This window comes from Candidatus Nomurabacteria bacterium (assembly GCA_023898465.1).
In the GTDB taxonomy this organism is placed as follows: domain Bacteria; phylum Patescibacteriota; class Patescibacteriia; order HK-STAS-PATE-3; family HK-STAS-PATE-3; genus HK-STAS-PATE-3.
Genome location: CP060223.1, coordinates 580,807 through 606,597, shown reverse-complemented (window position 1 = coordinate 606,597; position 25,791 = coordinate 580,807). Strand labels below are relative to the sequence as shown.

The 25,791-nt window shown below is 47.3% G+C and carries 24 protein-coding genes; 17 read left to right on the top strand and 7 right to left on the bottom strand.

Annotated elements, in window-relative coordinates; translation table 11 throughout:
* Positions 1 to 134: 134 nt before the first annotated feature.
* The 6 genes from H6760_02995 (at position 135) to rplL (ending at position 4,665) form a co-directional block, all read left to right on the top strand.
* On the top strand, positions 135 to 680 hold the full coding sequence (locus H6760_02995) for an NUDIX hydrolase (GenBank protein ID USN53122.1): 546 nt from the start codon (positions 135 to 137) through the stop codon (positions 678 to 680).
* A complete protein-coding gene (locus tag H6760_02990; protein ID USN53121.1) occupies positions 677 to 1,762 on the top strand; it encodes a mannose-1-phosphate guanylyltransferase in 1,086 nt (361 codons plus the stop codon). The genes H6760_02995 and H6760_02990 overlap by 4 nt, the downstream gene beginning before the upstream one ends.
* Before the next feature lie 11 nt (positions 1,763 to 1,773).
* Positions 1,774 to 2,790, top strand: coding sequence for an endolytic transglycosylase MltG (mltG, locus tag H6760_02985; protein USN53120.1), 1,017 nt, complete (start codon positions 1,774 to 1,776; stop codon positions 2,788 to 2,790).
* Entirely contained in the window at positions 2,787 to 3,485 is a 699-nt protein-coding gene (locus H6760_02980; GenBank protein ID USN53119.1) for a UMP kinase, read from the top strand. The genes mltG and H6760_02980 overlap by 4 nt, the downstream gene beginning before the upstream one ends.
* Before the next feature lie 174 nt (positions 3,486 to 3,659).
* A complete protein-coding gene (locus tag H6760_02975) occupies positions 3,660 to 4,187 on the top strand; it encodes a 50S ribosomal protein L10 (protein ID USN53118.1) in 528 nt (175 codons plus the stop codon).
* A 34-nt stretch (positions 4,188 to 4,221) separates the two neighbouring features.
* The gene (rplL, locus tag H6760_02970; protein ID USN53117.1) at positions 4,222 to 4,665 is read left to right on the top strand and encodes a 50S ribosomal protein L7/L12; all 444 of its coding nucleotides are present in this window, start codon (positions 4,222 to 4,224) and stop codon (positions 4,663 to 4,665) included.
* Between the two features lie 53 nt (positions 4,666 to 4,718).
* Here rplL and H6760_02965 read toward each other — a convergent pair whose 3' ends face one another.
* On the bottom strand, positions 4,719 to 6,956 hold the full coding sequence (locus H6760_02965; GenBank protein ID USN53116.1) for a hypothetical protein: 2,238 nt from the start codon (positions 6,954 to 6,956) through the stop codon (positions 4,719 to 4,721).
* A gap of 109 nt (positions 6,957 to 7,065) precedes the next feature.
* Between H6760_02965 and H6760_02960 the strand changes: the two genes are divergently transcribed.
* On the top strand, positions 7,066 to 7,713 hold the full coding sequence (locus H6760_02960; protein USN53115.1) for a helix-turn-helix transcriptional regulator: 648 nt from the start codon (positions 7,066 to 7,068) through the stop codon (positions 7,711 to 7,713).
* Positions 7,673 to 8,074 (top strand): hypothetical protein, encoded by a 402-nt coding sequence (locus H6760_02955; GenBank protein USN53114.1) that lies wholly within the window; start codon positions 7,673 to 7,675, stop codon positions 8,072 to 8,074. The genes H6760_02960 and H6760_02955 overlap by 41 nt, the downstream gene beginning before the upstream one ends.
* On the opposite strand, the gene H6760_02950 is transcribed toward H6760_02955, so the two are convergent.
* Complete coding sequence (locus H6760_02950; GenBank protein USN53113.1) at positions 8,071 to 9,258, bottom strand: hypothetical protein; 1,188 nt, start codon at positions 9,256 to 9,258, stop codon at positions 8,071 to 8,073. The genes H6760_02955 and H6760_02950 overlap by 4 nt on opposite strands.
* Before the next feature lie 38 nt (positions 9,259 to 9,296).
* Positions 9,297 to 9,923 (bottom strand): transcriptional repressor LexA, encoded by a 627-nt coding sequence (lexA, locus tag H6760_02945; protein USN53112.1) that lies wholly within the window; start codon positions 9,921 to 9,923, stop codon positions 9,297 to 9,299.
* A 1,394-nt stretch (positions 9,924 to 11,317) separates the two neighbouring features.
* Between lexA and H6760_02940 the strand changes: the two genes are divergently transcribed.
* On the top strand, positions 11,318 to 13,411 hold the full coding sequence (locus H6760_02940) for an ATP-dependent helicase (GenBank protein USN53111.1): 2,094 nt from the start codon (positions 11,318 to 11,320) through the stop codon (positions 13,409 to 13,411).
* A gap of 133 nt (positions 13,412 to 13,544) precedes the next feature.
* On the opposite strand, the gene H6760_02935 is transcribed toward H6760_02940, so the two are convergent.
* From H6760_02935 to glmS, 4 genes are all read right to left on the bottom strand, one after another.
* Positions 13,545 to 14,642 carry an asparaginase gene (locus H6760_02935; protein ID USN53110.1) on the bottom strand — a complete coding sequence of 366 codons (1,098 nt, stop codon included), beginning with the start codon at positions 14,640 to 14,642 and terminating at the stop codon, positions 13,545 to 13,547.
* Positions 14,643 to 14,658: 16 nt separating this feature from the next.
* Positions 14,659 to 14,922, bottom strand: a complete 264-nt coding sequence (locus tag H6760_02930; protein ID USN53109.1) for a zinc ribbon domain-containing protein — start codon at positions 14,920 to 14,922, stop codon at positions 14,659 to 14,661.
* Between the two features lie 24 nt (positions 14,923 to 14,946).
* The gene (locus H6760_02925; protein ID USN53108.1) at positions 14,947 to 16,113 is read right to left on the bottom strand and encodes a YibE/F family protein; all 1,167 of its coding nucleotides are present in this window, start codon (positions 16,111 to 16,113) and stop codon (positions 14,947 to 14,949) included.
* Between the two features lie 161 nt (positions 16,114 to 16,274).
* On the bottom strand, positions 16,275 to 18,176 hold the full coding sequence (gene glmS / locus H6760_02920) for a glutamine--fructose-6-phosphate transaminase (isomerizing) (protein ID USN53107.1): 1,902 nt from the start codon (positions 18,174 to 18,176) through the stop codon (positions 16,275 to 16,277).
* 330 nt (positions 18,177 to 18,506) lie between these two features.
* On the opposite strand from glmS, the gene mraZ reads away from it, so the two are divergent.
* The 8 genes from mraZ to H6760_02880 all read left to right on the top strand — a co-directional run bounded on the left by mraZ (position 18,507) and on the right by H6760_02880 (position 25,700).
* The gene (mraZ, locus tag H6760_02915) at positions 18,507 to 18,938 is read left to right on the top strand and encodes a division/cell wall cluster transcriptional repressor MraZ (GenBank protein ID USN53106.1); all 432 of its coding nucleotides are present in this window, start codon (positions 18,507 to 18,509) and stop codon (positions 18,936 to 18,938) included.
* Between the two features lies 1 nt (position 18,939).
* A complete protein-coding gene (rsmH, locus tag H6760_02910; GenBank protein ID USN53105.1) occupies positions 18,940 to 19,893 on the top strand; it encodes a 16S rRNA (cytosine(1402)-N(4))-methyltransferase RsmH in 954 nt (317 codons plus the stop codon).
* The gene (locus tag H6760_02905) at positions 19,890 to 20,249 is read left to right on the top strand and encodes a hypothetical protein (GenBank protein ID USN53104.1); all 360 of its coding nucleotides are present in this window, start codon (positions 19,890 to 19,892) and stop codon (positions 20,247 to 20,249) included. The genes rsmH and H6760_02905 overlap by 4 nt, the downstream gene beginning before the upstream one ends.
* Before the next feature lie 12 nt (positions 20,250 to 20,261).
* Complete coding sequence (locus H6760_02900; protein ID USN53103.1) at positions 20,262 to 22,019, top strand: penicillin-binding protein 2; 1,758 nt, start codon at positions 20,262 to 20,264, stop codon at positions 22,017 to 22,019.
* Between the two features lie 66 nt (positions 22,020 to 22,085).
* Positions 22,086 to 22,604: a hypothetical protein gene (locus H6760_02895; GenBank protein ID USN53102.1), complete on the top strand. Its 519-nt coding sequence runs from the start codon at positions 22,086 to 22,088 to the stop codon at positions 22,602 to 22,604.
* A 20-nt stretch (positions 22,605 to 22,624) separates the two neighbouring features.
* Positions 22,625 to 23,191 (top strand): Type 1 glutamine amidotransferase-like domain-containing protein, encoded by a 567-nt coding sequence (locus H6760_02890; GenBank protein ID USN53101.1) that lies wholly within the window; start codon positions 22,625 to 22,627, stop codon positions 23,189 to 23,191.
* A complete protein-coding gene (locus H6760_02885) occupies positions 23,188 to 23,721 on the top strand; it encodes a DUF1697 domain-containing protein (protein USN53100.1) in 534 nt (177 codons plus the stop codon). Before H6760_02890 ends, H6760_02885 begins: the two co-directional genes overlap by 4 nt.
* Before the next feature lie 608 nt (positions 23,722 to 24,329).
* Positions 24,330 to 25,700, top strand: coding sequence for a UDP-N-acetylmuramoyl-tripeptide--D-alanyl-D-alanine ligase (locus H6760_02880; GenBank protein ID USN53099.1), 1,371 nt, complete (start codon positions 24,330 to 24,332; stop codon positions 25,698 to 25,700).
* The last annotated feature ends 91 nt before the right edge of the window (positions 25,701 to 25,791 follow it).

Here is a 25,791-nt window from a genome sequence, read left to right as displayed (position 1 = left end):
AGCATGACATAGGTTTATAGCACAACATTACTATTTTTGTCAACCCTAGCTTAAGCGTCTTTAATATCGCGAAGCGCTAGTAGGTAAAATAGGTGAGTGCATAAAATTCTGGTATACTAAGATACTCAGCGCCTATGCCAAACATTGAACAAGAACTTTCGTCAAAAGTAGTCTTCCGGGGTTCCTTATTTACACTCCGTACTGCTTTTGTCACATTGCCAGATGGTCGTCGAGTAACACGTGAGGTGATGGAGCGACCATCGTCAGTGAATGTTGTAGCGGTGGATAAGAAGAAAAACGTGTATTTGATAGAGGAATACCGAATAGGAATTCAGAAGACGGCTCTACGTCTGCCGGGCGGGAAGGTGGAACAAGGGGAGACACCGCGCCATGCCGCACTTCGTGAACTCTATGAGGAAACGGGCATTAAGGCGAAAAAACTTAGTTTGCTTTATGATTACCACGGCGGAGGGTCGTGGAAATGGGATCGCTTTTTGTATTTAGCCAGGGACATTACTCTGAAACAACGAGAGAATCCAGACGATGAACCTAATGTCTTGCGCTGTATTCCATTGCGAAAAGCAGCCCGTCTGGCATTAGACGGCGAGATCCCTAGCGCTGATTGGGCGCTTCCTATCCTCCGAGCCTATGAAATCATTATGCGAAGGAAACTCATATGAAAATAGTTATTCGCGCCGGCGGTTCTGGTACTCGATTGTGGCCATTATCCCGGAAAAAACATCCTAAGCAGTTTCTCCCATTATTAGGCCAACATTCGCTTTTACGGCAAAAATACGAGGAAATTAAGCCATTATTGGGCTCATCCCGTGATCTCTTTGTCTCTATTGGTCCAGGATTTGAGTCGACTGTCCGCAAAATCCTTCCTCGTTTACCCAAAGATAATATTATTGTCGAGCCGGTAAGTCGTAATACCGGTCCGGCTATTGGGCTCGAATCGGTCCTTATTCAAAAACTGTCAAAAGAAGAGGATCCAGTCATTGCCAGCTTAACTGTTGACGATGTGTTTACCAATGTGGAAAAGTTTCGCAATCTTTTGCGCGCTGCAGAGAAATTTTTACACGAAAAACCTTTTTACGCCTTAGCGGTAGCGGCCCAAGTTGAAAAACCTGATTCAGGCTTAAGTTATATCGAGCTAGGAAAAAGTATTGGCAAAATATATGGTCAATCCTTTCATCTTGCAAAACGGTGGGTTGAAAAGCCAAAGTCGACCATGTTGAATCGAATTATGCGCAATCCAAAGTTTTTTGCGCACACTGGTCAGTACATATGGAAGTCCTCGACCATACTTTCTTACTTTGAAACTTACCAACCCTTAATGACTTCGCGCTTGCGTCGGATAAGTGCAGCGCAGGGGACTCGTCGTTTTGCTTCAGTGCTGAAGAGGGAATACACGGCAATGCGCGCCGCTTCAATCGAGGAGGCGATTGCGCAATATGTTGAACAAATGGGTGTGGTGTCCGGCAATCTAGGTTGGAGTGATACCGGTAAGTGGTATCTTATTCACGACTTACTCCTGCAGGGTGCACAACAAAACGCTACGCGCGGTAAAGTTGTGACTCACGATACGAAACGCAGTCTTCTTTTTTCCGATAGTGGACGATTAGTTGCCGGAGTAGGCTTGCGTGATATGGTGGTAGTTGATACGAAGGATGCGGTTTTGGTGGTGCCGAAGCAGCTTTCCGCGGAGGTAAAAAACTTAGTTGAGGTTTTGAAAGATCGCTCGCTTGAACGTTACCTTTAAGTTGTCACGCTATGCATACACGTTTTAGGCTTCTTTTTTTTCTTAGCGCTGTTATTCTACTGACACTTACCGGTGTGTTTTGGTATCAAAATGGTTTACGCGCAGTTTCTAGTGAAGCAGAGGATAAGACTATTGTGATTGCGCAAGGGGATAGTGTGCAAAATATCGCTGACACCTTAAAAGGGGCTGGCCTTATTCGCAGCACAAATGTTTTTCGTCTCTATGTGAAGCTGCAAGGCGTGCAAAGTGACTTGCAGGCAGGCACCTATGTCCTAAATACTGATTTGAGTGTTGCTGAAATCACGGAGAGGTTAAGCGACGGGGATGTGTTGGCTGATGAAATCCTTGTGCGATTACGAGAGGGCTTAACAAAGGAACAAATCGCTCAGCAGCTCGGCGATGCATTTGCCGAAGTGCAGGACAAGTCAGCTGATGAGTTACGCAAGACCTTTCTCCTTGCTTTTAATGATGCAAATCGTCCATACGATTTCTTGGCTGATGTACCAGTGAATGGCACGCTTGAAGGCTTTCTCTTTCCAGATACTTATCGCTTCTTTAAGAATGCAACAGCAGAGGATGTGACAGTAAAATTACTTGATACTTTTGCGGAAAAAGTCCCGGTTGAATTACGTGCTGAAGCTGATCAATACGGATATAGTTTTTACGAAATGCTGACACTTGCCTCAATTATTGAAAAAGAATTACAAAAAACCGAGGATAGGAGATTGGCGGCAGATTTATTCCTCCGTCGTTTAGAGATTGGGCAAGCGCTTCAGTCGGATGTAACGGTGAAGTATGTTACCGGCAATGATGGTTTTGATACCTCGGTTGATAGTCCATACAACACTTATAAATATCAAGGATTGCCGCCTGGTCCTATTTCCAATCCCGGTCTCGATGCAATCACCTCAGCCCTTCAGCCCATTCCAAATGAGTACTACTATTTCTTAACCGATGCAGATGACGTTGCGCATTTTGCAAAAACATTTGCCGAGCATTCAGTAAATGTTCAGAAATACCTAGAATGAAAAAACAGCCCACACAACCAGTAAGCATTATTTCACTAGGCGGGTCACTGATTGTGCCTGATGAAATAGATGTCACGTTTTTAAAAAAGTTTCGTCAATTGATTTTGAGCTTTGTACGGCAAGGTCAGCGCTTTGTTATTATTACCGGGGGAGGGAAGACAAACAAACGTTACAATGAAGCAGCTCGGAAGCTCGCCACCGTCAAAGCAGTTGATCTGGACTGGATAGGTATTGCCACGACGAAGGTACATGCGCATCTTCTCCGTAGCATTTTTGGTGCATACGCAAATACCACCCTCATTGATAATCCTGAGAAGCCGCCAAAGATGTTGCGGCCGATTCTCCTAGGGGGAGGCTATGTCCCAGGGCATTCAACAGATATGGATGCTGTGCAGATGGCAATTGCTCTAGGGGCCACTCGTATTCTCAATTTGTCCGACATTCCCTATGTGTATACCAAGGATCCCAAGAAGTATAAGGACGCAAAAGCGCTTGGGCAAGTGAACTGGAAAGAGTATAGGAAAATAATCCCTAAGAAGTGGACACCGCGTTTAAGCTCGCCATTTGATCCTCGAGCAAGTGCTTTGGCCCAAAAGCACGGCTTAGAAGTGGATATTTTGCAGGGGAAGCGTTTAGAGCAGGTAAAATTAGCCCTCCAGGGTAAGGCATTTCATGGTACACGCATTTTTACTTGACAGTATACGGAGAGATTGCTAGTCTAGGTTTTGACAATTTATCTACCAAAGACCGTAAGGTCCGCTCTAGGGCGGATTCAACCATCACCTTACCGAGGTAGCCAATCTTCTCCCCAAATGTGGGGAAGTGCAGGCGGTCTCGGAAGACCGCTTCTTTATTCATCTTATCTCACTATGAGCAAATCAAAAGCCAAAAAAGAGCAGGATTTAGCCGAATTGCGTGAGCAGCTCGACCGAGCAAGTTTGGCCGTTTTCACCTCATTCTCTGGACTCCAAGTTGGAGATGAGCAAAAACTTCGTCAAGCAGTTTACGATGTTGGTGGAGAGTATCACGTAGCCAAAAAGACCTTATTAAAAAAGGTGTTTGGTGAAAAGGGACACGAGACGCTGGGTATCGAGGAAATTAACCAGCCGATCAGTATCACTTTTGGATTCGGTGATGAAGTGGAAACCGCAAAAGCCTTGGCTGATTTCCGTAAAGAGCACGAGAGCGTCCAATTCTTGGGCGGCTACCTCGAAGGAAATCTTATCAATGCCGCATCAATTGAAGCCTTGTCTAAGTTGCCATCACGGCAGCAGCTCCTTGGCCAATTGGTTCGCACGATCCAAGCTCCATTGTCTGGATTCGTCAATGTACTCCAAGGCAATATCCGCGGTTTGGTCACTGTCCTCAGTGCAATCAAAGATCAAAAATCAGCTTAACATTTTTATTCGCTAATTTATTCTTACTACGACTATGTCAGAAGAAAACGCAACACCAGCAGCCGAGGAATCAAAGGAAGACAAGGCTGTTGAAGTACCAGAAAAGTTTAAGGCATTGGTCGAGCAAATCGAGAAGCTCAACGTGGTTGAACTCTCTGAGCTCGTCAAAGTGCTGGAAGATAAATTCGGAGTATCAGCTCAAGCTGCTCCAGTCATGATGGCTGGTATGCCAGCTGCCGGTGGAGACGCCGGTGCTGCAGAGGAGAAGTCCTCCTTTGATGTCGAGTTGACCGAAGCCGGTGGCAACAAGATTGCTGTCATCAAGGTCGTCCGTGAAGTGACCCAGAAGGGCTTGAAAGAAGCCAAGGATCTCGTCGACGGTGCACCAAAGATGATCAAAGAAGGTGCTACCAAAGAAGAGGCTGACGATCTGAAGAAGAAATTGGAAGAAGCCGGAGCTAAGGTAACTCTGAAGTAATTCCACTTCAATCTCGAATCAAAAAACGCCGGGCAAGATGCCCGGCGTTTGCTTTACTGTAGTTCGAGTGTATATATTTTAGTACCGCTGAGGAGATAGGCGATATCATTCGCCTCATCTATACTCATAGCCCTCAGATCATCCCAAGCCTCCGAGGTGTATTGCTGTCGGAGTCGACCATTCTTCGTGAAGACTAGTAAACGCTTTTCATTACGATCAAGGATGTACAGATTGTTTGCCTCAGCATCAGTCCAAATTCGATCAATGTGATTCACGGCCGGTGTGATGTCTTGCAGAGTGAAGTCGTCTTGAGTTCCTTGAGAGAATTCTCGCACTGCACCAGATTCATCAGCAACATAGATTGTGCCATCAACTGCTAGATCGACGCTTTGAGAAAGATCATAGTTAGCATCGAGCCATTCACTTGCAGTCCCAATAGCAGCACTACCCTGGAGTGAGCGATAAATTTGATTATTTAGTTTGTCGAGAATGTATACTCGCGATTGATACGTAGACATCGCGACAAAGTCTTTACTTTCCGACGGGGGAGTAAAGCTGAGAAGTTGAATGGTATTTGCAGCGTTTATTGCATAGACCGCACCGTTGTCGTGATACACAATAATGCTTTGACCGCCCTGGAGGGCCGACATTGTTGGCGCCCCTAGACCATCTATTCCTGTATCAATCCCTACAACGTTGCCATTACCATCAACGGCCCACATCTTCGAACCATTCTGGTCTGGCAGATAAAGGGTATCTGCTAGCGCGTTGATAAAGCGAGTAGAGGTAAAGCCGTCTTGCTGACTAAGATCGGCCAGCGTTGTTGGCTCGCTGATTCGTACTACTCGGTTCGCTTGTTCGCGTAAGGTATTTATTTCATTCTGTGCACTACGCACCGCGTCAGTGTCTTTATTTTCTAGCGCAGCAATCAGGGCCTCGGCTTCATCGAGTAGGGTATTGGCTCGTGCCTCATCTTCGTAGCTAAGTGATGCCTCGGCTTGAAAAGTCTTTTCTTCAATTGCTGCCACCGCCTCAGTTTCTTGTCGTTGAGCTTCTTCTACTGCTCCGCGCCGACCAATACTCACGATGCTCTGGGCAAAAAAGAAGAGCACAATGATAATTGCAAAGAAAATTGCTTTTCGAGTAAAGCTCCATGCTAAAAAGTTTCGTACAAAACGGTTCGTTACTCGACCTAGCCCGCTCGGTACCGCCTTCAAGAAATCAAACCATTGTTGTCGCTTGGCAAAAGTACTTTGCAATGATCGACCTACTGCTTTACCGCTACGAGTCGATATACGAGCAATTGATTGTAATCCAGCTTTTGTGCCGGAGCTCTCACGCTGCGGCATAGCATACTCTGAAGCAGGGGAGCTATGTTCCGTGCCTAAGTAGGGTCGACGAGTTGTTTTCTGCGTTGATCGAATGCGTCCAAATGTTGATCGAATATTTTGCGTAATTGCGCTGGTGATTTGTCGTGCCGTTAACCAGAAGGACGGTGCAAGCAAGCGATCAGTCGAACGTTCTCGGGCGATCAAGTGCTCCATTGAGGACTGTGTATGCATCGGAGCGCGTGGGGTAGTGGTCCGAGTGGTTTGCAGATGTACGGTTTCTCGCTCTCGAGTCGAGTGTAATAACAGGAGCCCAAAAGCGGCGTGGTGTGAAGCCTCATCAAGTAGCACATCAAGCTGATGCACGGCTTCGTCCGGTGTTCGTTCAAGCACAATTCTCTTTAATTTTTCCTGCGAGAGATAGTCAAGGACGCTAGGAGTATAGAAGAGGATGTGGTCGCCATCGGTAATTGTGCCCGATACTACCGTTGAAAAGATTTTTAAAGGATTCACTTTTTCACGCTCACGTCCCGCGTTCGCAATGATGTCAGTTACGCGACCTCCATGTATAAGCACTGCGCTGATATTGCCGAGATGGGCAAAAAGGATGAGATCATCCTTCACTATACCGACCACAATATTGAAGTGCTCTAGCCATTCAGTAACGCCACCCTCAATAAGTTGGTAGAGTTGTTCGTTCACGTGCTGTAGAGCTTGTTCAAAGGCCGGCTCTACTCTGAGCTGAGCAGTCTGATAGTAGGCTTTTTGCATTTCTTCCTCGACAACACCTACCAGCTCTTGGTTAATTGGGAGCTGCCGATCGATTTCTACAATAAAGAAAAGCTGCCCCAGTGTACGGAATTCGACAGGGGTGCTTTCTGGTACATGAATATGGACCAAAGAGGTATTTCGCTCCGGGTCGCAAAGTAGTACTTTTTCTAGTGTATGTGATAGCTGCGCCATAAGGCTATTTCAGGCGTATTCCGCTGAAGCGACAGCTAGGTCCTCCTTGCGGCTATAACCGCTTTTGACTATACTAAAAACGCTTATTCCCGACAAGTCAGTCAAAACCATGCTTGAACACATATTTGGATCAAGAACTCGAGCCAAGCTACTACGGCTTTTCTTCCTACATCCAGAGGAATGGTACTTTGTGCGGGAAATTTGTCGCACCTTAGATGAGCACATGAACTCAATCAGACGGGAGCTAGAGCATTTGGAGCGATTAGATATACTGGAGTCAAAGGTGGAAGATAGGAAAAAATACTACCGCGTGAACACCGATTTTGTTCTCTACAGTGAGCTGCAATCTCTCTTCCTTAAGTCGCAGGTAGTTCTGCAAAAAAGCTTCCTGGATGCGATTAGTAAGATAGGTTCAGTTAAACTATTAGTACTTACTGGAGTATTTACCGGAATTCCAAATACGCTCACAGATGTTTTACTTGTAGGTAAGATAAATAAAGCAAAGTTAAAGAAGTTGCTTGGGGTATTGCAAAAGGAAGTTAGCTCGCAATTACGCTATACTGTTTTCTCGGCCCGTGAGTTTCAGTATCGCAATGATTTAACTGATCGCTTCATTTTCCATATTCTGGAAAATAAACGCATAGTTATGATTGATCGTTTAGGTGTAACGATGCGACAAAAGACAGAGATAAAGAAAGATGATGCAGTTAAAGCGCATGAAGAAAAAGTATCTAGTACTCGACAGCAGTCAGTCTGAATATATCATTGCTAGTCTTTACGATGGTCAGAAGATTATCTATAAGGATTCTTTCTTGCTGTCTCGCGAAAAAAGCGCCAGCGCACTAAAGTTAGTTGAAGCGCTTTTAAAAAAAGCAAAAGTAGAACCAAAAACACTCTCAGGAATTTTTGTTACTGAAGGGGTTGGTCGCTTCTCGCTCATGCGCGCATGTATGAGCGTTGCCTTGTCTTTAGGTTATGTGCATAAAATTCCGATCGCTACCGTAGATGGTGTAGATCCCGAAACATTGCATAGCGGATTGGCTCGCTTAGCAAAGAAGCAAGCGCTCACTCCACGCTATAGTGGGGAGCCAAACATAATACTTCCCAAAAAACGCTAAGCGCTCATACCGAGTAGTGGTAACTGCACCAAGCTGCCTGATCTTGCTGCTTTTCTGGCCCGCTGACCCGATCTCCACTCTAGACCTAAAATAGCTGATTGTACCGGCTGACTTTGCCATACACGATTTGGTTGCTCCTGCGGTGTTTCTAGCAACGTGTGCAGCTGCACGGCAATAGAACGAATAGCGCTCACCTGAGCGGTAAGATGACGAAAAACACTGTAAAGTCCTTTTTGGAATGAGTTTCGTGAGCTAGAAAGTTTTGCATGACTTTGGTGTGAGCGACCGTAAATGTCGGTCACTTGCAGCACCACGGTCTCAGCACGTCGACCCTGCTTTTGGAGCGTACGAAGAGCCTTTTCACTTAAGTGAGCTACTGTAGTTTCAATTAATGCAGGATTACTTGTTGGAGCCTCGAAGCGAAGTGAGCGCGAAATAGACTTCTGTAAAGTTGGCGTTTTCACTTCTTTTATATCCTGGCCATGACCTAACTGAAGTAGCTCATATCCTGCACTGCCAAACTGTTCCACTAACCAATTACTGGAGCAAGCAGCTAGTTGGCCAATAGTCCGAATACCATGCGAGAGGAGGTATTCGCGTGAGCGCTGTCCCAGCGAGTAGAGCTGAGTAAGTGGAAGAGGGTAAAGAAAAGCGCGCTCACTACCAATAGGCACACTGGTAATCCCTTCGGGCTGCTTATGCAGTGCAGCGCTCCAGGCAACCGAACGAGTGCGTGCAATTCCAATGCTAGCATTTAAACCAAGTTGTACCTTAATGCTTCGCTGGATAGTTGCCGCAAACTCCTCTGGAGAGCTTGCAGCAATTCCACTGACGTCTAGCTCAATGTAGGCTTCGTCTAAACGATTATGCGGATAGACCTTAGTGGAAAATCGACAGAGTAGGGCAATAAACTCTTTCGCATAGGTTTTTGCTAATTCAATGTCACTAGGAAATACCGCCACCCAAGTACAGCGCTTCTTTGCCTGTAAAATTGTATCGCCCTTTTGGATGCCTAGCTTTTTTGCTGGGATATTACAACTCAGCACGCGTTCTTCATTATTATGCATTTCGCTTATTACAATAGGCCGACCCTGTAGTTTGGGGTTTTCTCTCTCAACAATACTAGCGAGAAAACTATTTAAACGGACGTGGATATAACGCTTGATAAGAGGGGAGGGTTTCATAGGCCGAAGAAAAACCGAAGATAAAAGATAAATAAAAATTACATTTTGCGCATGACACCAAGTACGCGTCCTTGAATAACTACGGATGGTACTTTAATTGGTGCATATGCCTTGTTAGCTGGTTGTAGGCGAATATAGCTCTTATGCTTAAAGAATTTCTTTAAGGTAGCGGTGCCGTCCTCTAGCATTGCTACAACAGTGTCACCATCTTTTGCGTATTCAGTTTTTTCTACAACAACGAAATCACCGTCAGCAATGAGACTTTCAATCATAGAATCGCCGCGCACCTTTAATACATAGGCGTTTTTACGGCCAGCGATTTCCTGGGGGACGGAAAGCGTGCGGTCGCGATCCTCAATAGCCTCAATTGGTGCACCTGCGGTGATAACCCCAACGATTGGTAATTCTATTGTATTCAAGGCGCTTTCACTTTGCGTAGCGTTATCCTCTGGATTGAGCAGGGTAATTCCACGGGCTTGTTGCTTATCACGACGGATAAAGCCGTTCTCCTCTAAAAAGGCGAGATGCTCGTGAATCGTAGCAAGTGAGGACACGCCAAACTTTTTCGCTATCTCGGTCAGGGTAGGGGCGTAGCTATGTTCAGTAATATATTCCTGAAGGTATTTCAGGAGCTCTTGTTTCTTCTTTGGTAGTACAACGGTCATGTGACTATGATATACCGAAGAAAAACCGAATGTCAAGAGGGCTTTTTATTGGACTTTTTTGATTTTATTTTTGTTTGCAGAAAATTTATTGAGCCCCTGGGGTTGACATATTTCTTGAGCTGTGCTAGTGTCTTCCCGTTGGTTAGCGAGAAGCGACCCAACTTGCACCTCAACAACCAGAGATGTTTGAGAGAGTACGTGGATGGTGGTGTCGCCAGACGATATCACCGCGAACCGAAAGGAGTCCGAGATGAATCTCCATGGACCCCCGACTTCGCTCCGCAGCGCCTATTACGATTCGACGACGACCATCGCGACGATCGCCCTCGACGGCCGGCGACGCGCCTGACGGACGGCGCGGACCCCGCCCCTGACACGCGTTAGGGGCAGAAGGAGGAACGAATGACCCACGGACATCCGACCTAGCTTTGCGGGTAGGACCATCGGTCCTGCCCTAACTCGCCCCATGAAGCGGCGCACCAATGATGATGCGCAGCATCAACGGCGTGAACGCTAAGTGGGAGTCGATGGTCACAGCTTTTCATCGGAAGACCCGGTTGTGACCACCTGTCACTGATGCAGGGTCTCATCAGCTCGAACGAAGCATACCGTCCTTTGACGGCTTGATCTCTGATTACATTCATCGCGACCGGCTAGTCGGTTTCGCCTCGACGACACTTTTTGTCGCCGGGACGCGCCCTCTCCGGTCCGCACACTTCGGCCATCCGCGGTCGACCCATTGGGAACAGCACTCGCTGCAAACGCCCGCCGGGTTCGCTGATAGGCCGATTCACGCCGCCGCTCCTACGCGCCGGCGCAGGCCCCGTCACGCTACACATCCAATGTAGTAGTGACGGGGCCTTTTTCTTTATTTGACCTAACGAAGCGCTCGCGCTAGGATCTGTATACGATCCTTTTTTGGCTGAGAGCCACGCCCGGACCCGGGGCGGTGTCCCTGGCAGCACGTTTGCGTGCGCACTGTCCCGGGTCAAACCTTTACCAAGCCTCATGCGTTTGCACTGAGGCTTTTTCTTTTTTTTCATCTCGTGCTAGTGTTTTTTTGTTCACTTGTTCTCAATACTCACGTTCTGAGGAGGGGATCATGGGAAACGCGGCTGTTCAAGAGGACGCAGGGAAGCCCAACTTCGATGAAGTGAAGAGGGGTGATCAGTGCCCGGTCAAGGATTGCAAGGGGACCATGCAACTCACTGGCAGTTGAGGTGTCTGGTTGGAGTGCAGTTTGCACCCCTTCGATCATTGCCGCCAGGCGACTCGAGCTGAAAAGGAATCCTATTACGGATCCGGTCGCCGCTGCTGAGATTCATGGGGTGACTCTGAGGAGTTGCCCCTTTCTATTTTCTGTTGAGATAGGGATATGCTAGGATACGTGAGCTATGGCAGAATATGTGATTCGCAAATCGACAGACCCGAGTACCTTGAAGGTCAATTATAAAGAAGAGCTGAATCAGGAGCAGCTGGATGTGGTGCAGAGAGGGGACGGGCCAGTTTTGGTGTTAGCAGGTGCTGGATCCGGCAAAACCCGCACTATTGTCTATAGAGTAGCTTACCTTCTTGAGCAAGGTGTAAAGGCTGATAACATCCTTTTAGTTACTTTTACGAATAAAGCCTCACGAGAAATGTTGACTCGAGTGGAGGAGTTGCTGGGTGCTTACCCGAAAGGCCTATGGGGCGGCACTTTCCATCACATTGCAAATATCCTTTTGCGCCGTTTTGGGAACGCAATTGGCTTCCCGCCTAATTTCACTATCCTGGATGAAGAGGACGCTAAGTCACTCATCAATGTGTGTGTGAAAGAAGAGGGTATTGATACGAAGGGTAAGCGATTTCCTTCGGCAGCTGTGGTGAAGAGTATTCTCAGTCTTTGCATTAATACGCAGTCCGATTTACGCGATATATTAGAAAAGCGCTTTTCAAGCTTCCTCCAATTAGAGGATAAGTTAGAGGCGGTGCAGAAGCAGTATGTGAAGCGAAAAAAGAAAAATCACCTGGTAGATTTCGATGACATGCTCTACTTGCTGGATCAACTCCTACAGACACGGCCTGATATTCGTGAAAAGTTAGCCACACAATTCAAATACGTTTTGGTCGACGAGTACCAGGATACAAATCGTCTGCAGTCATCAATTGTACGCCAACTTGCTTCGGTGCATGGGAATTTGTTAGTGGTGGGTGATGACGCGCAGAGCATTTACGCTTTTCGCGGGGCGACGGTGCAGAATATTTTAGATTTCCCGCAGCAGTATCCTAATTGCCAAACCTTTAAGCTAGAAACAAATTACCGTTCGATCAAGCCGGTATTAGAAGTAGCGAATGATGTGATCCGACATAACCCTGATCAGTTTGAAAAAACACTCCATCCGATTCGTCACGGGGTAGTGAAGCCTTTGGTTGTGCCGGCCAGCTCCAGCGAACAAGAGGCTGAATTCATTGCTCAGCGTGTCCTGGAGTTCCGTGAAGAGGGGATTCCTTTGCAAAACATCGCCGTATTATTCCGCGCGTCGTATCAATCACAGTCGCTGGAATTTGAATTAACACGCCGGGATATCCCGTATGATTATCGCGGGGGTTTGCGCTTTTTTGAACGCGCGCATATTAAAGATTTGTTAGCCTACTTAAAACTCCTTGATAATCCTCGCGATGAGGTAGCTTTCTTACGCGTGATTCAGCTCTATCCCGGCATCGGGGTGGAAACCGGAGTAAAGCTATGGCGCGAATGTTTGAGTGATCTGCCGAGTGCTGAGGAGCTGGCCGGCGCTGCCTGCGAAAAAGCCTTAACGCAACGCTCCAGCGAGGGTTTCCGCAGTTTTCAAAAGACCTTGAAGAAACTTTTGCAGCACGAGAAGCGAGCGCCAAATGATTTGATTCAGGAATTAGCCAAAGGCGAGTATCGGGAATATCTGCAGGTGACCTATCCTAACGCGAATGAACGTATTGATGACTTGCTTGAGTTGGCTCGTTTTGCTGAACGCTATGAAAAGCTGAGCGAATTCTTAGCTGAAGTTTCTTTGCAAGAATCTTTTGGCGTGGTCACTGAAACGGGCGCAGCAAGTGAGGATGAGGCAATGGTGGTCAGCTCTATCCATCAGGCAAAAGGTCTGGAGTGGGACGTTGTCTTTGTTATCAGCTGCAATGATGGATCTTTTCCAAATCCTCGAGCCCTAAAAGAAGAGGGTGGAATTGAAGAAGAGCGACGCCTCTTCTATGTTGCGGTGACTCGCGCTAAGACGCATCTCTTCCTCAGTTATTCCATCGGCGTAAATATGCGCTCAACTGCCATGTACATGCAGCGACCGTCTCCATTTATCACCGAGCTGCCTGAGCACCTCTACGAAGAGCTGACCCTGACAGAGGAGCGGGGATCACCTGATGATTTCTTCATTGAAATGGATAGTGATGGTGAGCCAAAAAGCGTCCTCGACATTTTGCTTGAGGAGAAGAAGCAGCGACGGTCTAGGGGAAGAGGGTAGAATGTGTAAAGCGGTACATTGCTAACAACTTCCTGAGCTACCGCGTTCAGGATGTGGGTAAACTTCCGTGAAGGTGCTACTTCGCGGAGTTATGAAAAAGCAGCGAAAGGGGAGGTGCTAACGAATTTTGCTATTAGAGTAATTCGTTCTCGATATTGATCTCGCCGTGGAGGTCTTCGAGCATCTTAGATTTGATCTGTTCGTAGCTTATACCCTGCGCTAAGAGCCAAGCCAACTTTGTTGTGATGGACTCAATGCTCATATCATAGGCGGGGATAGCCAGATCTCGGTCCTTGAGTTGTTTTCCAGATTCGTTTACCTGGAAACTAGCCACACCTTGCGGGGCTTGAGAGGTAACCACGATTGGAATTTGCTTTTCTTTCAAATACTCAAAGCCTTTGAAGAGATGCTGACTGGCATCACCAGCCCCAAAAGCCCGGAACACAAAAGCCTTAATGCCATTTTGCTCAACCAGGGTCTGGAAGATGTCAGGTGACATTCCGGGAAATTCAGTAAGCGAGGCAATGCTCTTTGTGTCAAAGTCCTTTTTCACACTAAGCACCCGGGCTTGAATTGCCAGAGGCTTACTTTTTGACAAGTAGCTAATATATTTATCAAGCGCCGCATCGTTAATGCGAATGAATCGACCAATCTGCCCTAGGGCTCCGGCAATAAAGGAGCTATAGGGATCGTAGTCAAAATCCGTGCCTTTTTTAATTCGCGTACCGGCAATAATTTTACTACCAAATACAGCCATCACCCCTTTGATCGGGTGATAGCCCCAGACTGCTAAACGAAGTGAGTTTACTAAGTTGGTAGTTGCGTCCGAGCCCAGGTAACCCAGTGGAACCTGTGCACCCGTTAAAATAACCGGTTTGTTCACATTCTCCAATGCAAATGACAGGGCGGCGCCAGTATAGCCCATAGTATTTGTACCGTGGAGGATAATAAAGGCATCATACTCGTCGTAGTTTTCAGCAATAGTCTCAGCCATAGCGGACCAGTTGGCCGGTAGCATATCAGAGCTATCAACATTAAACAGTTCCTTGGTGCTGGCTTCAATCTCAATACTCCAATTTCGTTTGACGATTTCAGTGGAGTCTTTCAAAATTGACAGGAAGCTGTCTGGTTGAGATTTCTCTTGCTTGGTAATTTCATTACTCGCTACATTTCCAGCAATCGTGCCGCCGGTTAAAATGAGGAGTATGCGTTTTTTCGTGTATGCAGTCATATCCTTAGTGAACTTATTACTGCTTCCAGCGTTCTAACTTTGGTATGCCGCGAGTGAAAAATCCGGCCATGAAGCCTGGGAAACCCATTTCCTTCATTTTTCCTTTTACAAAGTCCTGCATTTGCTGCGCAGTCCAGTCCGGGTTTACAAATTGGCCATTTTGATAGCATAAGCTGCAGTACATAGTACTTTTCGATCCATCAGCGTTGGTGCCGCCACCGTTTTTATCGCTTTTGAGGGGCATTGAGCAGCTTTGACAGTTTTTGTAGGTTTTATCCATAGAGTTGAATATTTATAAACGTCTTTATCTTGCCTCAGCATTAGCTTCTTGTCCATGCGTTGGATGCGTTTTGTCATAGAAGCGCACTGCTAAGAAGGTGGCTAGCGGAACAGCTAAGACAAGCACTATACTACCCACTAAAGTACGCACGATCTCTGTTGCGATGACTTCACTGTTGATAACATCGCTGAAAGAGAGAAAAGGTGCTTCATGCACTGAGAAGAGCACAAGGAGGGGGAGTGAGGCGCCAGCATAGGCCAGGAAGAGCGTGTTTACAATTGATGAGATATGGGTCGTGCCAACGCGCATGGCTTTTTTGTGCAACTCTTTTGTGCTGAGTTCCGGATTACTTTCGCGTAATTCATCCACTACAGCAATTTGATTGAGGATAACGTCATCCAGTGCACCAAGGGTACCGATAATCATTCCAGCGAGTAAGAGGCCCTCTACATTTATCCCACCCTGTAGCGCGCTGATAAAAATTGCTTCTTCACTTGCTAATCCGGTGAGATGAGCGGCCAGAGTAAAGAATTTTGATAAGAGTAAAAGAATCGCCAGTAGGATGAGAATGCTGAAGTAAGCTAGGCGAGCGTGCCGGTTATAACCTTCAGTGAAGAAAATTGCTAAAGCCATAATTACTGCACCACCAACAACACTGATTACCAGGGGATCAGCTCCTTTTAATATCTGCGGCACAATGTACCAGAGAATCACCGCTGCACTTAATCCCAGCACTATGAGCGCACGCAGTCCTTTCCATTTTCCGATAATGAGCACGATAATTACAAAAAGGATGGTTAACCAGGTCAGTGAAGGACTGCGAACCGCATCAACCAGGTAATATCGCACTTCACCATCAGGACTAGGACTGGCCGCAACAATAACCTGATCTCCTTTTTTAAAAATGAGACTATTCACAATTTGGATATCAGAAATTCCCTCAATCGTTACTTGTTTACCTTTCCATTCTCCTTTGGTGCCCTCGAGAAGTAAATTTTGCTGTTGGTAGGTCTCACCGTCAGGGGAGTCAACTTCTCGCGCATCCAATATTTGTATGACCTTTGCTTGAAATAGTTCATCTTCTGCTACATTAATCACTTGATCAGGTATAGCATCAGCTTGATCTTGGGCTTGGATGGCAAAAGGGAGGATAAGGCCGAAGAGGGTGACTATGAGAATGAGTTTTTTCATACACGTGGCAATGGTCTAAGTGAGGCGCTAGTAAGCAAAATTATTAACACTAAAATATACCTTCAAGCATGGATGTCTATGTAAAAACTACGTCTGCTTTATAAAAAAGTAAAGCCCGCTTCTCGATTTTACTCGAAGCGGGCCAGGTTAAGGTGCGATGTTTAGGCTACGGTGACCACTTTGGCCAAGTTGCGAGGTTGATCGATCTCGCGTCCCAACTCAGCTGCAGCGTAGTAGGCCAGGAGCTGCATGACGACGGCACTCAGCACAGGCGTGAGTACACCAACGGTCTTGGGAGTGTACAGTACCTGACCAGAGCCCTCACTGAGAATTGTGCCAGCGAGCTCGGAGTCCTCTTCCGCAATCACGATGATCTGGCCCTTTCGAGCACGAACCTCGCTGATGTTGCTTCCAAGGCTCTGGGCCCATTCTTTGGGTCCTCCTTCATCCACGGCCACGAAGATCACTGGCATGTTCTCGTCGATCAAGGCGATGGGCCCGTGTTTCATTTCCGCGACCGGATAGGCCTCGGCATGAATATAGGAAATCTCCTTGAGCTTGAGAGCGCCTTCACGTGCTGCGCAAAGACTATAGCCAGTACCCAGGAAGTAGGCCCCGGTGCTTGATGCAATGGATTCAGCAACTTCTCGGATCTTCGCTGCTTGATCAAGCACGTTCTGAATCTGCCGAGGCAAATCCAGAATCGCCTGAATCACAGCCTTGATCTCAGGAGTGTGAAGTCTGTCGGGCTCGCGTTCTTGGACGAGCGCTAGCCCGGTCAAAGTCGCTGCGACGACTTGGCTGGTGAAGGCCTTAGTGGAGGCCACTCCGGTCTCCTGGCCAACTCTCAGGTACATACCAGCATTACTCATGCGAGTAAGTGCTGATCCAACCACGTTGCAGATACTCCAGACTTTCGCGTCCCGCTCCTTGACCCACTTGACCGCTTGATTGGTGTCATGGGTTTCTCCGGACTGTGAGAAGGGGATGACTAGCGTGCCTCGATCAACACCCTGGAAGCTTCGGAAGAGCTCCGAAGCTAGGGGTGCCTCAGCCCGGAAGCCGAGCTGGTTTAGCCATCGCTTTCCCACTTGAGCTGCAAACCAGGACGTGCCACATCCTGTCAAAAGTATCTCAGACAGATCATGTCCTACCCATTCACGGATGTCGATCATGCCGCCGAGCCTGATCAGCGGCTTTCCTCCGTCTTGAATTCGTCCCTCGATGGTCCGTTGAATCGTTACGGGTTGTCCCATGATCTCGGCGAGCATGAAGTGAGGGTGATCTCCTCGACTACTCTGGCGCATGCTCTCCTCGATATTGATGCTTTCCCGTACCACATCGTAGTCGTCAGCATCCAGAACTCGCGGATCTTCATCCGGACTCAAGAAGAGGACATCACCATCCTCGAGCCAGCTGTAGCTGGAACTGTGAGGAAGGATAGCAGCCTGGTCAGAAGCCAAGAGATAGCCGTGCTCGAGTTTAGCAAACAAGAGCGGGCTACCGCGACGGAAGGCCGCAATACATCCAGGGTTTCTGCTTGATATGACCGCGAAGGCGTTTGCCCCCTCAATCAGGCACCCGGTGAGCTGGACTGCTCTGATCAGATCATGTTCTTTATCAACAAAGTACATGACCATATGAGCGAGTAGCTCGGTATCAGTTTCGGAGAAAAGCTCCAAGCCAGGCAGCCAGGTTAACAGTTGTTTTCGGATCGCTTCCAAGTTGTCGATTGTCCCATTGTGCACCACTGCATAGTGGCCATCCCGCGACGCGTGTGGATGTGCGTTGACGACCGATGGTTCACCGTGCGTAGCCCAACGTGTGTGGCCGATGCCACAGCGTGACCGCATCGCAGGACTCTGAGGGTTCCAGTGCCCTCTTTCCTCCAGCTTACTGCTGAGGTTTTCAGGCTTTCCCAGAGCTCGAATCAGGGTCAAGCTGCTGTCTGTTTGTAGTCCCACCCCACCAGAGTCGTAACCCCGGTGTTGCAGACTTTCAATCCCTTCAAACAAGAGGGGGAGAGCCGACCGGCTTCCCGTGTACCCAATAATCCCGCACATTGTCGCTCTCCTCCTAGTAGATTGTGAAAGTGCAAAGAATTCCTTAGTGTCGGCAGTTTACAAAGGCTCAGCAAAAGGTCAAGTTTGTCATTTTTGACGTACATCTTCCTGAGGTCGAAGTGGGGAAGTGCCTAAGTGTAACGTTATTTCTTGAAATTGTGCTATTTCACCATTTTCTTGACCAATACGCCTAATTCTTGTGGTTTTTAAAGTGGTTGACGAAAACCAGGAAGTGGGGTAAAATGGTTAAAGAAGGGTGAGAAGTGGATAAATGTGGGGATAACCCTTCCCTAATGTGGATAACGAAAAAAGCCAGAAATGACCACCAGCATGTTTATCGGAGAGTACTACCACGCGATTGATGAAAAAGGTCGCCTCGCAGTACCTCGAAAATTCCGTGAAGCACTCAGCAAAGGGGCAGTCGTCACCCGAGGCTTGGACAACTGTCTTTTCTTGTATCCACAACAAGAGTGGGAGAAGTTAGCTGACAAGTTAGCGAATTTGCCAATTGCTCAAGCAAACACCCGCGCTTTTTCACGCTTAATGCTGGCTGGGGCCATGGATGTGGAGATTGATAAGCAGGGGCGCATCATGTTGCCTGATTACTTGCGCAAGTACGCCACTATGAAGAAGAAGGTAGTGGTAGCTGGCTTGTACAACCGCCTGGAACTCTGGGATGAAACTGCTTGGGCCGCTTATAAGACCAAAACCGAGAAGTCCAGCGGTGATATTGCCGAGGCGCTTGGTGAAATCGGTGTCTAAGATGCCTGCCCAATCCGGCCGCGGACACATTCCTGTTCTTCTCAACGAAACATTAGCGCTCCTCAACCTAGGTTCAGGCGATACGGTGCTTGATCTGACTCTAGGTGGGGGAGGGCACGCTGAAGCAATGCTTGAGCGCACAGCTCCAAAGGGAATACTCATTGGAGTAGAGGCGGATCCAGTCACACTGGATATAGCCAAGGCGCGTTTACAGAAGTATAGCCAGCGCACTCATCTCCTGCATGATAATTTTGTTCACGCAGCACAGCGCATCCATGAACAATTCCCAGATATTCAACTACGCGGTGTTCTATTGGACCTTGGTCTCTCTTCACTGGCAATCGAAGCTCTCGCATCAAGATTTTCCTTTCTAAGTTCCGCGCCTCTCGATTTCCGCTTTGATCCGACCAGCGCACAAGCAACGGCTGCCGATATCCTCAATACCGCATCTGAGCAAGAGCTAAAAAAAATATTCAAAGAGTACGGGGAAGAGTCAGCAGCTGGTCGCATTGCTCGAGCAATCGTTACCGAGCGTCAAAAAAATCCCTTCACGCACATTCCACAACTTGTCGCCTGTATAGATAAGGTAAAACCCAAGCGAGGGCGATCGCGCATTCACCCTGCGACGCAAGTCTTCCAAGCGCTTCGCATTAAAGTCAATGACGAGCTCGACGTCCTCGCGCGCGTTTTACCAGAAGTAGTTCACTTGCTTCAACCCGGCGGTCGCATCGCGGTCCTCAGTTATCACTCGCTAGAGGATAGGATCGTGAAGCGTTTCTTCCGGCGCGAATCAACAGACTGCATCTGTCCTGCCCAACAACCGGTCTGCACGTGCAATCACCATGCTTCATTGCAGGTGCTGACCAAGAAACCAGTCGTGCCGGGTCAGGATGAGATTGCGCACAATTCACGTTCCAGGAGCGCTAAACTCCGAGTAGCAGAAAAAATCCAATGACCTATTACGATCGCACAACTCAACAAAGCACCATTTCTCAACGCTTAGCAGGTACGCTGCTTCGTACATTGAAGCTGCGCCTCACTGCAATTACCGTGTTAACGGTGACGCTCGCAGTGATTGGTGGGGGAGCCTATTTAGCGTTGATTAACAATGTGGCGACAACTGGTTTCGAAATCAAGACGCTGGAAAATCGAGTAGATGAGTTGCGTAAAGAAAATCGTCGCCTGGAAGTAGAGGCGACTGAGCTGCAATCTCTGAGTGCAGTCCAGGAAGCAAGTGGCCAGCTCGGCTTAACCGAAGTGGCGCATATTGAATATCTTAGTCCGACCGATTCCGCCTTTGCCCGTCGTTAAAGCCTAGGTGCTATGACGCGGTACGGACGCAATCGACCACGACAACAGCAGCCAAGATGGCGACTTGATCGTCTCACCGTGCTGCTTATTTTGTTATTTGGCTTTTCGAGTATTTTAGTAGTTCGTCTATTCACGCTGCAGGTTTTAGCGCACGGGTTCTACGAAGCGCTGGCCTCTGGTCAGCACGAAATTGAGCAACGGCTTTTACCAGATCGTGGAGAAATTTACGCGCACGATCGCTATTCAGATGGGCAGCTTTTTCCACTGGCTACCAATGAGGAACGCTTCCTAGTATATGCTGTGCCAAAGCGAATTGAAGATCCGGAGGATGTGACCGAAAAGCTTGAAAGTTTCATCACGCTTGATAAAGAAACATTACTTGCTCGATTATCAAAAAGCGACGATGTCTATGAACCGATTGAGCATAATATAAGCGTTGCTACCAAAGAAAAAATTGAGGCATTAGAGATTGATGGCATCTCTTTCATTAGTGAAAAGGGACGCCTTTATCCAGAGGGAAGTCTGGCCAGCCAAATCCTTGGTTTCCTTGGCATGTCAGAGGATGTGAAAAAAGGACAGTATGGACTGGAAGGTTATTTTGATGAAGAGCTGGCTGGTCAACAGGGTTATTTGCAAGCTGAGCGCGACGCGGCCGGTCGTTGGATTACCGTCGGCGATCGATTTATCCAAGATGCTAAAGATGGTGATGATCTCATCCTTACCATTGACCGTACCCTGGAATACACTGTGTGCACGAAGCTTCAAGAAGCCGTACTGAAGCACGGGGCTGAGAGTGGGGCGGTGGTTATACTTGATCCAGATAGCGGTGCCATATTGGCCATGTGCGGTTATCCTGACTTTGATCCGAATCATTACAACGAGGTGACTGACTTGGATGTTTTTCTTAATCCGGCCATTAGTCCTTATGAGCCTGGATCGATTTTCAAGCCCATTACCATGGCGACCGCGGTTGATACTGGCAAGGTTACACCGGAAACCACTTATGTTGATGAAGGAAGTGTAGAGGTTGGCGGCTTCACGATTCGGAATTCCGACGATAAAACATACGGTACGCAAACAATGACCGAGGTGTTGGAAAAATCTCTAAACACCGGAGCAATTTTTGCTGCGCAACAGGCCGGGAACGACGTTTTTTATGACTATGTGAAGCGCTTTGGTTTTGGTGAGCAGACTGGTGTTGAGCTTGGTAATGAGTCGGCTGGTAATCTCGGAGAGCTGGCCAGCGGACGTGACATTTACGTTGACACCGCTTCTTTTGGTCAAGGTATCACCGCCACGCCTTTGCAGCTGGCCGCGGCCTATGCAGCTATTGCAAATGGGGGAACTTTGTATAAACCATACATCGTTGATGAAATTGTGAAGCCAAATGACTTCCATGTGAAAACTCACCCCACAGCTGTACGACAAGTGTTGGATCCAAAAACCTCAACCACAGTATCAGCCATGCTCGTAAATGTAGTGAAGAATGGTCACGGTACGAGAGCGGCTGTGCCAGGATATTACATTGCCGGTAAAACAGGTACGGCGCAGATTCCACGCACTGACGGTCCGGGCTATGATCCTAATCGCACCATTGGCTCCTTCGCCGGTTTCGGTCCGGTCGAGGACCCGAAGTTTGTCATGGTGACCAAGATTGTGGATCCTAAGGACGTGAAATTTGCCGAGAGCACTGCTGCGCCTTTATTCGGCGATATTGCGAAGTTCCTCTTGAATTACTTCGAAGTTCCGCCGAGTGTAGTTGGGGAGTAACTCAACCGCAGCTGAAGATGGCCATCTTCAGCTGCGTATTGTAAAGGAAGTTCTATAGCAGAAATCATGCAGTATCGATTTAGTCCAATCCAAGACAAAGAGCAATTGATACAAGCGATAACATATACTCACCTTAAGTGTTTTGAGTTATGTAAAAAAAATTTTGGCAGATATTTACCAGTGGCAGGTAATCTCGGAATATTTTGCCATGACGATGACGAGTATAGCTATCTCACAAAAGTTCGCCAGGAGCTGACAAAAGAATCTGATAATTGGAATCAAAAATATTATCGTCTCCATGAGCCCATTGTTATTCCTGCCCAAGGTGATATTCCGGAGACCACCTATACCTATCTCTATATTCGTAAACCAGATCAGCACACCGAGGTGGGCGATGTTGATTTTGTCTTGGATAAAGAGGAATTTGAAGAACTAAAAAAGGCGTTGTCTAGAGGTGAAAAAATGCCAGGCGTGGAAATAATGAATCGTCCTGACCTTGATTTAGTAAAGTTGCTTGATCCTGATTTTGATGTTTTGTCTTTTATTGGAGGCAAAGACATGGATGAGAATGTCGGGAGAAAATAAATGTCGAAAAGGTTTAACGTATGACAAAATATATACTGCACGGTGGTGCGCTAAAATATGATACTGTAGATAATCGAGCTTACGTGCAGGAAATTTTAAAGGATGTACCGAGCGAGCCTACTGTGTTGTTTATTCCCTTTGCACGTGATAAAAGCCTCTGGAAAGAATTTTTTGATTTAACCAAAGAACGATTTTCTGTAGTTGCTCTGGAGAAATCTATACACTTTGTTATGGCGTCCGAGAATACACAGACTTTTATTGAGCAGATTAAGAACGCTGATGCAATTTATACTATTGGCGGTGAGACATTAGTACTTTTGGAACATATGCGGAAGGTGCCTATGCTGGTAGAGTTGTGGCAGGGAAAAACAGTAGCAGGATCATCCGCTGGGGCGCAAATGTTATCGCGATATTTTTATCATGTTGATAGTCAGAAATTTCACCAAGGTTTGGGGATCTTAAATGTGAAAGTGTTTGTCCATTGGTCGGAAGACAAACAAGATAAGCTTGAAGGTCTTGAGAGTTTTGGAGAGCCGTGCGAAATTCTTAAAATTCCTGAGCAGAAGTTTTTGGTGATCAATCAATGAGATACATAGCCCTCCTCCGCGGCATTAATGTTGGCGGGAATAACAAAGTAGAAATGAAGCGACTCAAGGAGTTGTGTGGGAGTTTGGGTTACACGGATGTTTCAACTTACATAAATTCTGGCAACATTCTTTTTAATGCAAAAGGGAAGAGTAAGGATATTCAGTCAGCGCTGACAAAAGCCCTAGTAAATGAATTTGGCTTTCCTATCCCCGTGTTAATCAAGACACAAGCTGAGGTGAAGAAAATCGTGGCAGCAATTCCTCAGACTTGGCAGAACGATCATCAGACACAAAAGACCGATGTAGCTTTCCTTTTCCCTGAAGTTGATGATAAGAAAACTCTTGATGAGTTACCAATGAAAAAAGAGTATATGGACTTGCGTTATATAAAAGGTGCGATTGTCTGGCACGTAAAAAAAGAGAACCTGAATAAAAGTCAGTTGAGTAAAGTGATTGGGTCAAAGCTGTATAAGTACATGACTGTACGAAATGTGAATACAGCGAGATATTTGGCTGCTGTAGATTTTTAAAAAGAAAGCCAGGTACAATGTTGCACCTGGCTGGGAGAACGAGACGCGAAGCCAGAACACGGAAGACAGGAGGGAGCAGTGAGAACAGAGAAAGGGGAAGTCCGTAGAGCGAACGCGAATGCAGCTGAATCAGCTGCTAGGAAGTTGAAAAAAGGAGCGGGAAGGTGCGATGCAGCCATAGTAACAAATGGAAATTTTTTGTCAATAAAAAAGCCCCGGCAATCACGCACACCGATTCCGAGGCTCCGACTGGAGGGTTCACGATCCGGCAAAGTGCCCGGACGGCTTCTGAATTACCCTCTACCCCTCCTCCATGCGAATGTGCGATTTTTGGGCATGGACTACGACCCCTATCTTGAAGCATCTCCACACGTCCGGGCCGTTTCCGTTGTCAGCTTATACCTTTCACTTTTTTACTGTCAAACCATGCAAAGTCTTTTTAGTAAAGAATAAAGAAAGGGGGCCTCCAGAGAAGTAGTCTGGAGGCCCGCCGGGGGAGTAGAAGAGAGCGTATTCTTTTTTTGGTTTTCGGCCGTATACTATATATTTTCCTGAGAATTGTCAAGATGTGCATTTATCGCTAGGGTGATAATGCTATACTACTCTATATGTCTATCTCAAAGCTCCAGCAGTATGTGCAGCGCATCCTAGCCTGGTATGCACGGAAAATCCTAGCTAAGTATCAACCCGATGTGGTGGCGATTACGGGCAGCGTTGGAAAAACCAGTACCAAAGAAGCAATTTTCACTGTCATGAGCGGGGCTTTTGCGGTGCGACGGAGTCAGGGTAACTTGAATAACGAGCTTGGCTTACCTCTGGCGATTATTGACGCGAAGAGCGGCGGTCGGAACCCTTTTGCCTGGCTAGGAATTTTTATCAAAGCGACAAAGCTACTTTTGCAACGTCGTCCTTTCCCTGAAGTCTTGATACTAGAAATGGGCGCTGATCATCCGGGCGATATTAGCTATCTCTGTAGCATTGCGCGACCACGGGTAAGTGTTGTCACCGCAGTTGCTCCAGTGCACACGGAATTTTTTGGATCAGTTGAGAAGGTAGCAGAGGAAAAGTCGGTCCTGGCAAAAAGCACAGAAGATGATGGCTACACCATTCTCAATGCAGATGATGAGCGAGTCTTAGAATTTCATAAACTGACCAAGTCGCGGGTGCTGAGCTATGGCATTCACGCAGAAGCTGACGTTCAGGCAACCGAGGTAGGTTTCTTGTATGGGAAGCAGGAATCATTTGAAGCGTTTCCCAGCATCGAGGGCATGCGCTGCGTAGTACATTTTGAGGATAAGAGTGCAACATTGGAGCTGCGAGGAAGTGTAGGGCAGGCAATTATTTCCAGCGCCCTAGCTGCAACATGCGTGGCACTTGCCTATGGTATGGATCTGCGCGACATCGCTGAGGCCTTTCGTCATTTCGTCCCGCCACGTGGCCGCACTCGTTTACTCAAAGGTCAGAAGCGTTCTCTCCTGATTGATGATTCATATAATGCCTCGCCACGTGCAGTGACTGCGGCACTTCAGTTGATCAGTGATTTGTCCAAGGATTTGCGACATCACCTTACAACTGGACCATTAAAAAAATCTGAGACCATTGAATCCGCTACTTTTTTCCGCCGTATTGTGGTGTTAGGTGATATGGCTGAGCTGGGGGAATACACTGATGACGCACATGCTGAAATTGGAAAGACGGTAAAAGGACATGCCGATATTCTCGTGACCGTTGGCAAGCTGGGTGCCAAGATCGCAGCTGCAGCACGTGAAGCAGGTTTTCCTGAGGAGGAAGTGCACGAGTTTCCCGACGCAAAAGCTGCAGTGGTTTTTCTCCGCTCGGTAGTAGGTCTGCATGACATCGTATTGGTGAAGGGTTCGCAATCAGTGCGACTTGAGCGCGTGGTACGTGAGCTTCTCCAGGACCCCGAGGAAGCAGAAGAGCTGCTCGTACGACAGGGGAGAGAGTGGCTGAGGTCATAACGTAAAGTATAGTGTTTTGACCAAAGGGGGAGTTTTTGGGTATAATAAAGCGCCGTCTCTAAAATAGTTACGACGGCGTAAATACACACCT

What these genes read in the sequence shown, in the direction of transcription:
- mraZ (USN53106.1), top strand. Translation starts at nt 18,507, where the DNA reads ATGTTTATCGGAGAGTACTACCACGCGATTGATGAAAAAGGTCGCCTC.
- H6760_02935 (USN53110.1), bottom strand. Translation starts at nt 14,642, where the DNA reads ATGACTGCATACACGAAAAAACGCATACTCCTCATTTTAACCGGCGGC.
- H6760_02885 (USN53100.1), top strand. Translation starts at nt 23,188, where the DNA reads ATGAGATACATAGCCCTCCTCCGCGGCATTAATGTTGGCGGGAATAAC.
- rsmH (USN53105.1), top strand. Translation starts at nt 18,940, where the DNA reads ATGCCTGCCCAATCCGGCCGCGGACACATTCCTGTTCTTCTCAACGAA.
- H6760_02955 (USN53114.1), top strand. Translation starts at nt 7,673, where the DNA reads ATGAAGAAAAAGTATCTAGTACTCGACAGCAGTCAGTCTGAATATATC.
- H6760_02930 (USN53109.1), bottom strand. Translation starts at nt 14,922, where the DNA reads ATGGATAAAACCTACAAAAACTGTCAAAGCTGCTCAATGCCCCTCAAA.
- H6760_02925 (USN53108.1), bottom strand. Translation starts at nt 16,113, where the DNA reads ATGAAAAAACTCATTCTCATAGTCACCCTCTTCGGCCTTATCCTCCCT.
- H6760_02940 (USN53111.1), top strand. Translation starts at nt 11,318, where the DNA reads ATGGCAGAATATGTGATTCGCAAATCGACAGACCCGAGTACCTTGAAG.
- H6760_02890 (USN53101.1), top strand. Translation starts at nt 22,625, where the DNA reads ATGACAAAATATATACTGCACGGTGGTGCGCTAAAATATGATACTGTA.
- H6760_02980 (USN53119.1), top strand. Translation starts at nt 2,787, where the DNA reads ATGAAAAAACAGCCCACACAACCAGTAAGCATTATTTCACTAGGCGGG.
- H6760_02880 (USN53099.1), top strand. Translation starts at nt 24,330, where the DNA reads ATGTCTATCTCAAAGCTCCAGCAGTATGTGCAGCGCATCCTAGCCTGG.
- lexA (USN53112.1), bottom strand. Translation starts at nt 9,923, where the DNA reads ATGACCGTTGTACTACCAAAGAAGAAACAAGAGCTCCTGAAATACCTT.
- H6760_02990 (USN53121.1), top strand. Translation starts at nt 677, where the DNA reads ATGAAAATAGTTATTCGCGCCGGCGGTTCTGGTACTCGATTGTGGCCA.
- mltG (USN53120.1), top strand. Translation starts at nt 1,774, where the DNA reads ATGCATACACGTTTTAGGCTTCTTTTTTTTCTTAGCGCTGTTATTCTA.
- rplL (USN53117.1), top strand. Translation starts at nt 4,222, where the DNA reads ATGTCAGAAGAAAACGCAACACCAGCAGCCGAGGAATCAAAGGAAGAC.
- H6760_02895 (USN53102.1), top strand. Translation starts at nt 22,086, where the DNA reads ATGCAGTATCGATTTAGTCCAATCCAAGACAAAGAGCAATTGATACAA.
- H6760_02950 (USN53113.1), bottom strand. Translation starts at nt 9,258, where the DNA reads ATGAAACCCTCCCCTCTTATCAAGCGTTATATCCACGTCCGTTTAAAT.
- H6760_02900 (USN53103.1), top strand. Translation starts at nt 20,262, where the DNA reads ATGACGCGGTACGGACGCAATCGACCACGACAACAGCAGCCAAGATGG.
- glmS (USN53107.1), bottom strand. Translation starts at nt 18,176, where the DNA reads ATGTGCGGGATTATTGGGTACACGGGAAGCCGGTCGGCTCTCCCCCTC.
- H6760_02960 (USN53115.1), top strand. Translation starts at nt 7,066, where the DNA reads ATGCTTGAACACATATTTGGATCAAGAACTCGAGCCAAGCTACTACGG.
- H6760_02975 (USN53118.1), top strand. Translation starts at nt 3,660, where the DNA reads ATGAGCAAATCAAAAGCCAAAAAAGAGCAGGATTTAGCCGAATTGCGT.
- H6760_02965 (USN53116.1), bottom strand. Translation starts at nt 6,956, where the DNA reads ATGGCGCAGCTATCACATACACTAGAAAAAGTACTACTTTGCGACCCG.
- H6760_02995 (USN53122.1), top strand. Translation starts at nt 135, where the DNA reads ATGCCAAACATTGAACAAGAACTTTCGTCAAAAGTAGTCTTCCGGGGT.
- H6760_02905 (USN53104.1), top strand. Translation starts at nt 19,890, where the DNA reads ATGACCTATTACGATCGCACAACTCAACAAAGCACCATTTCTCAACGC.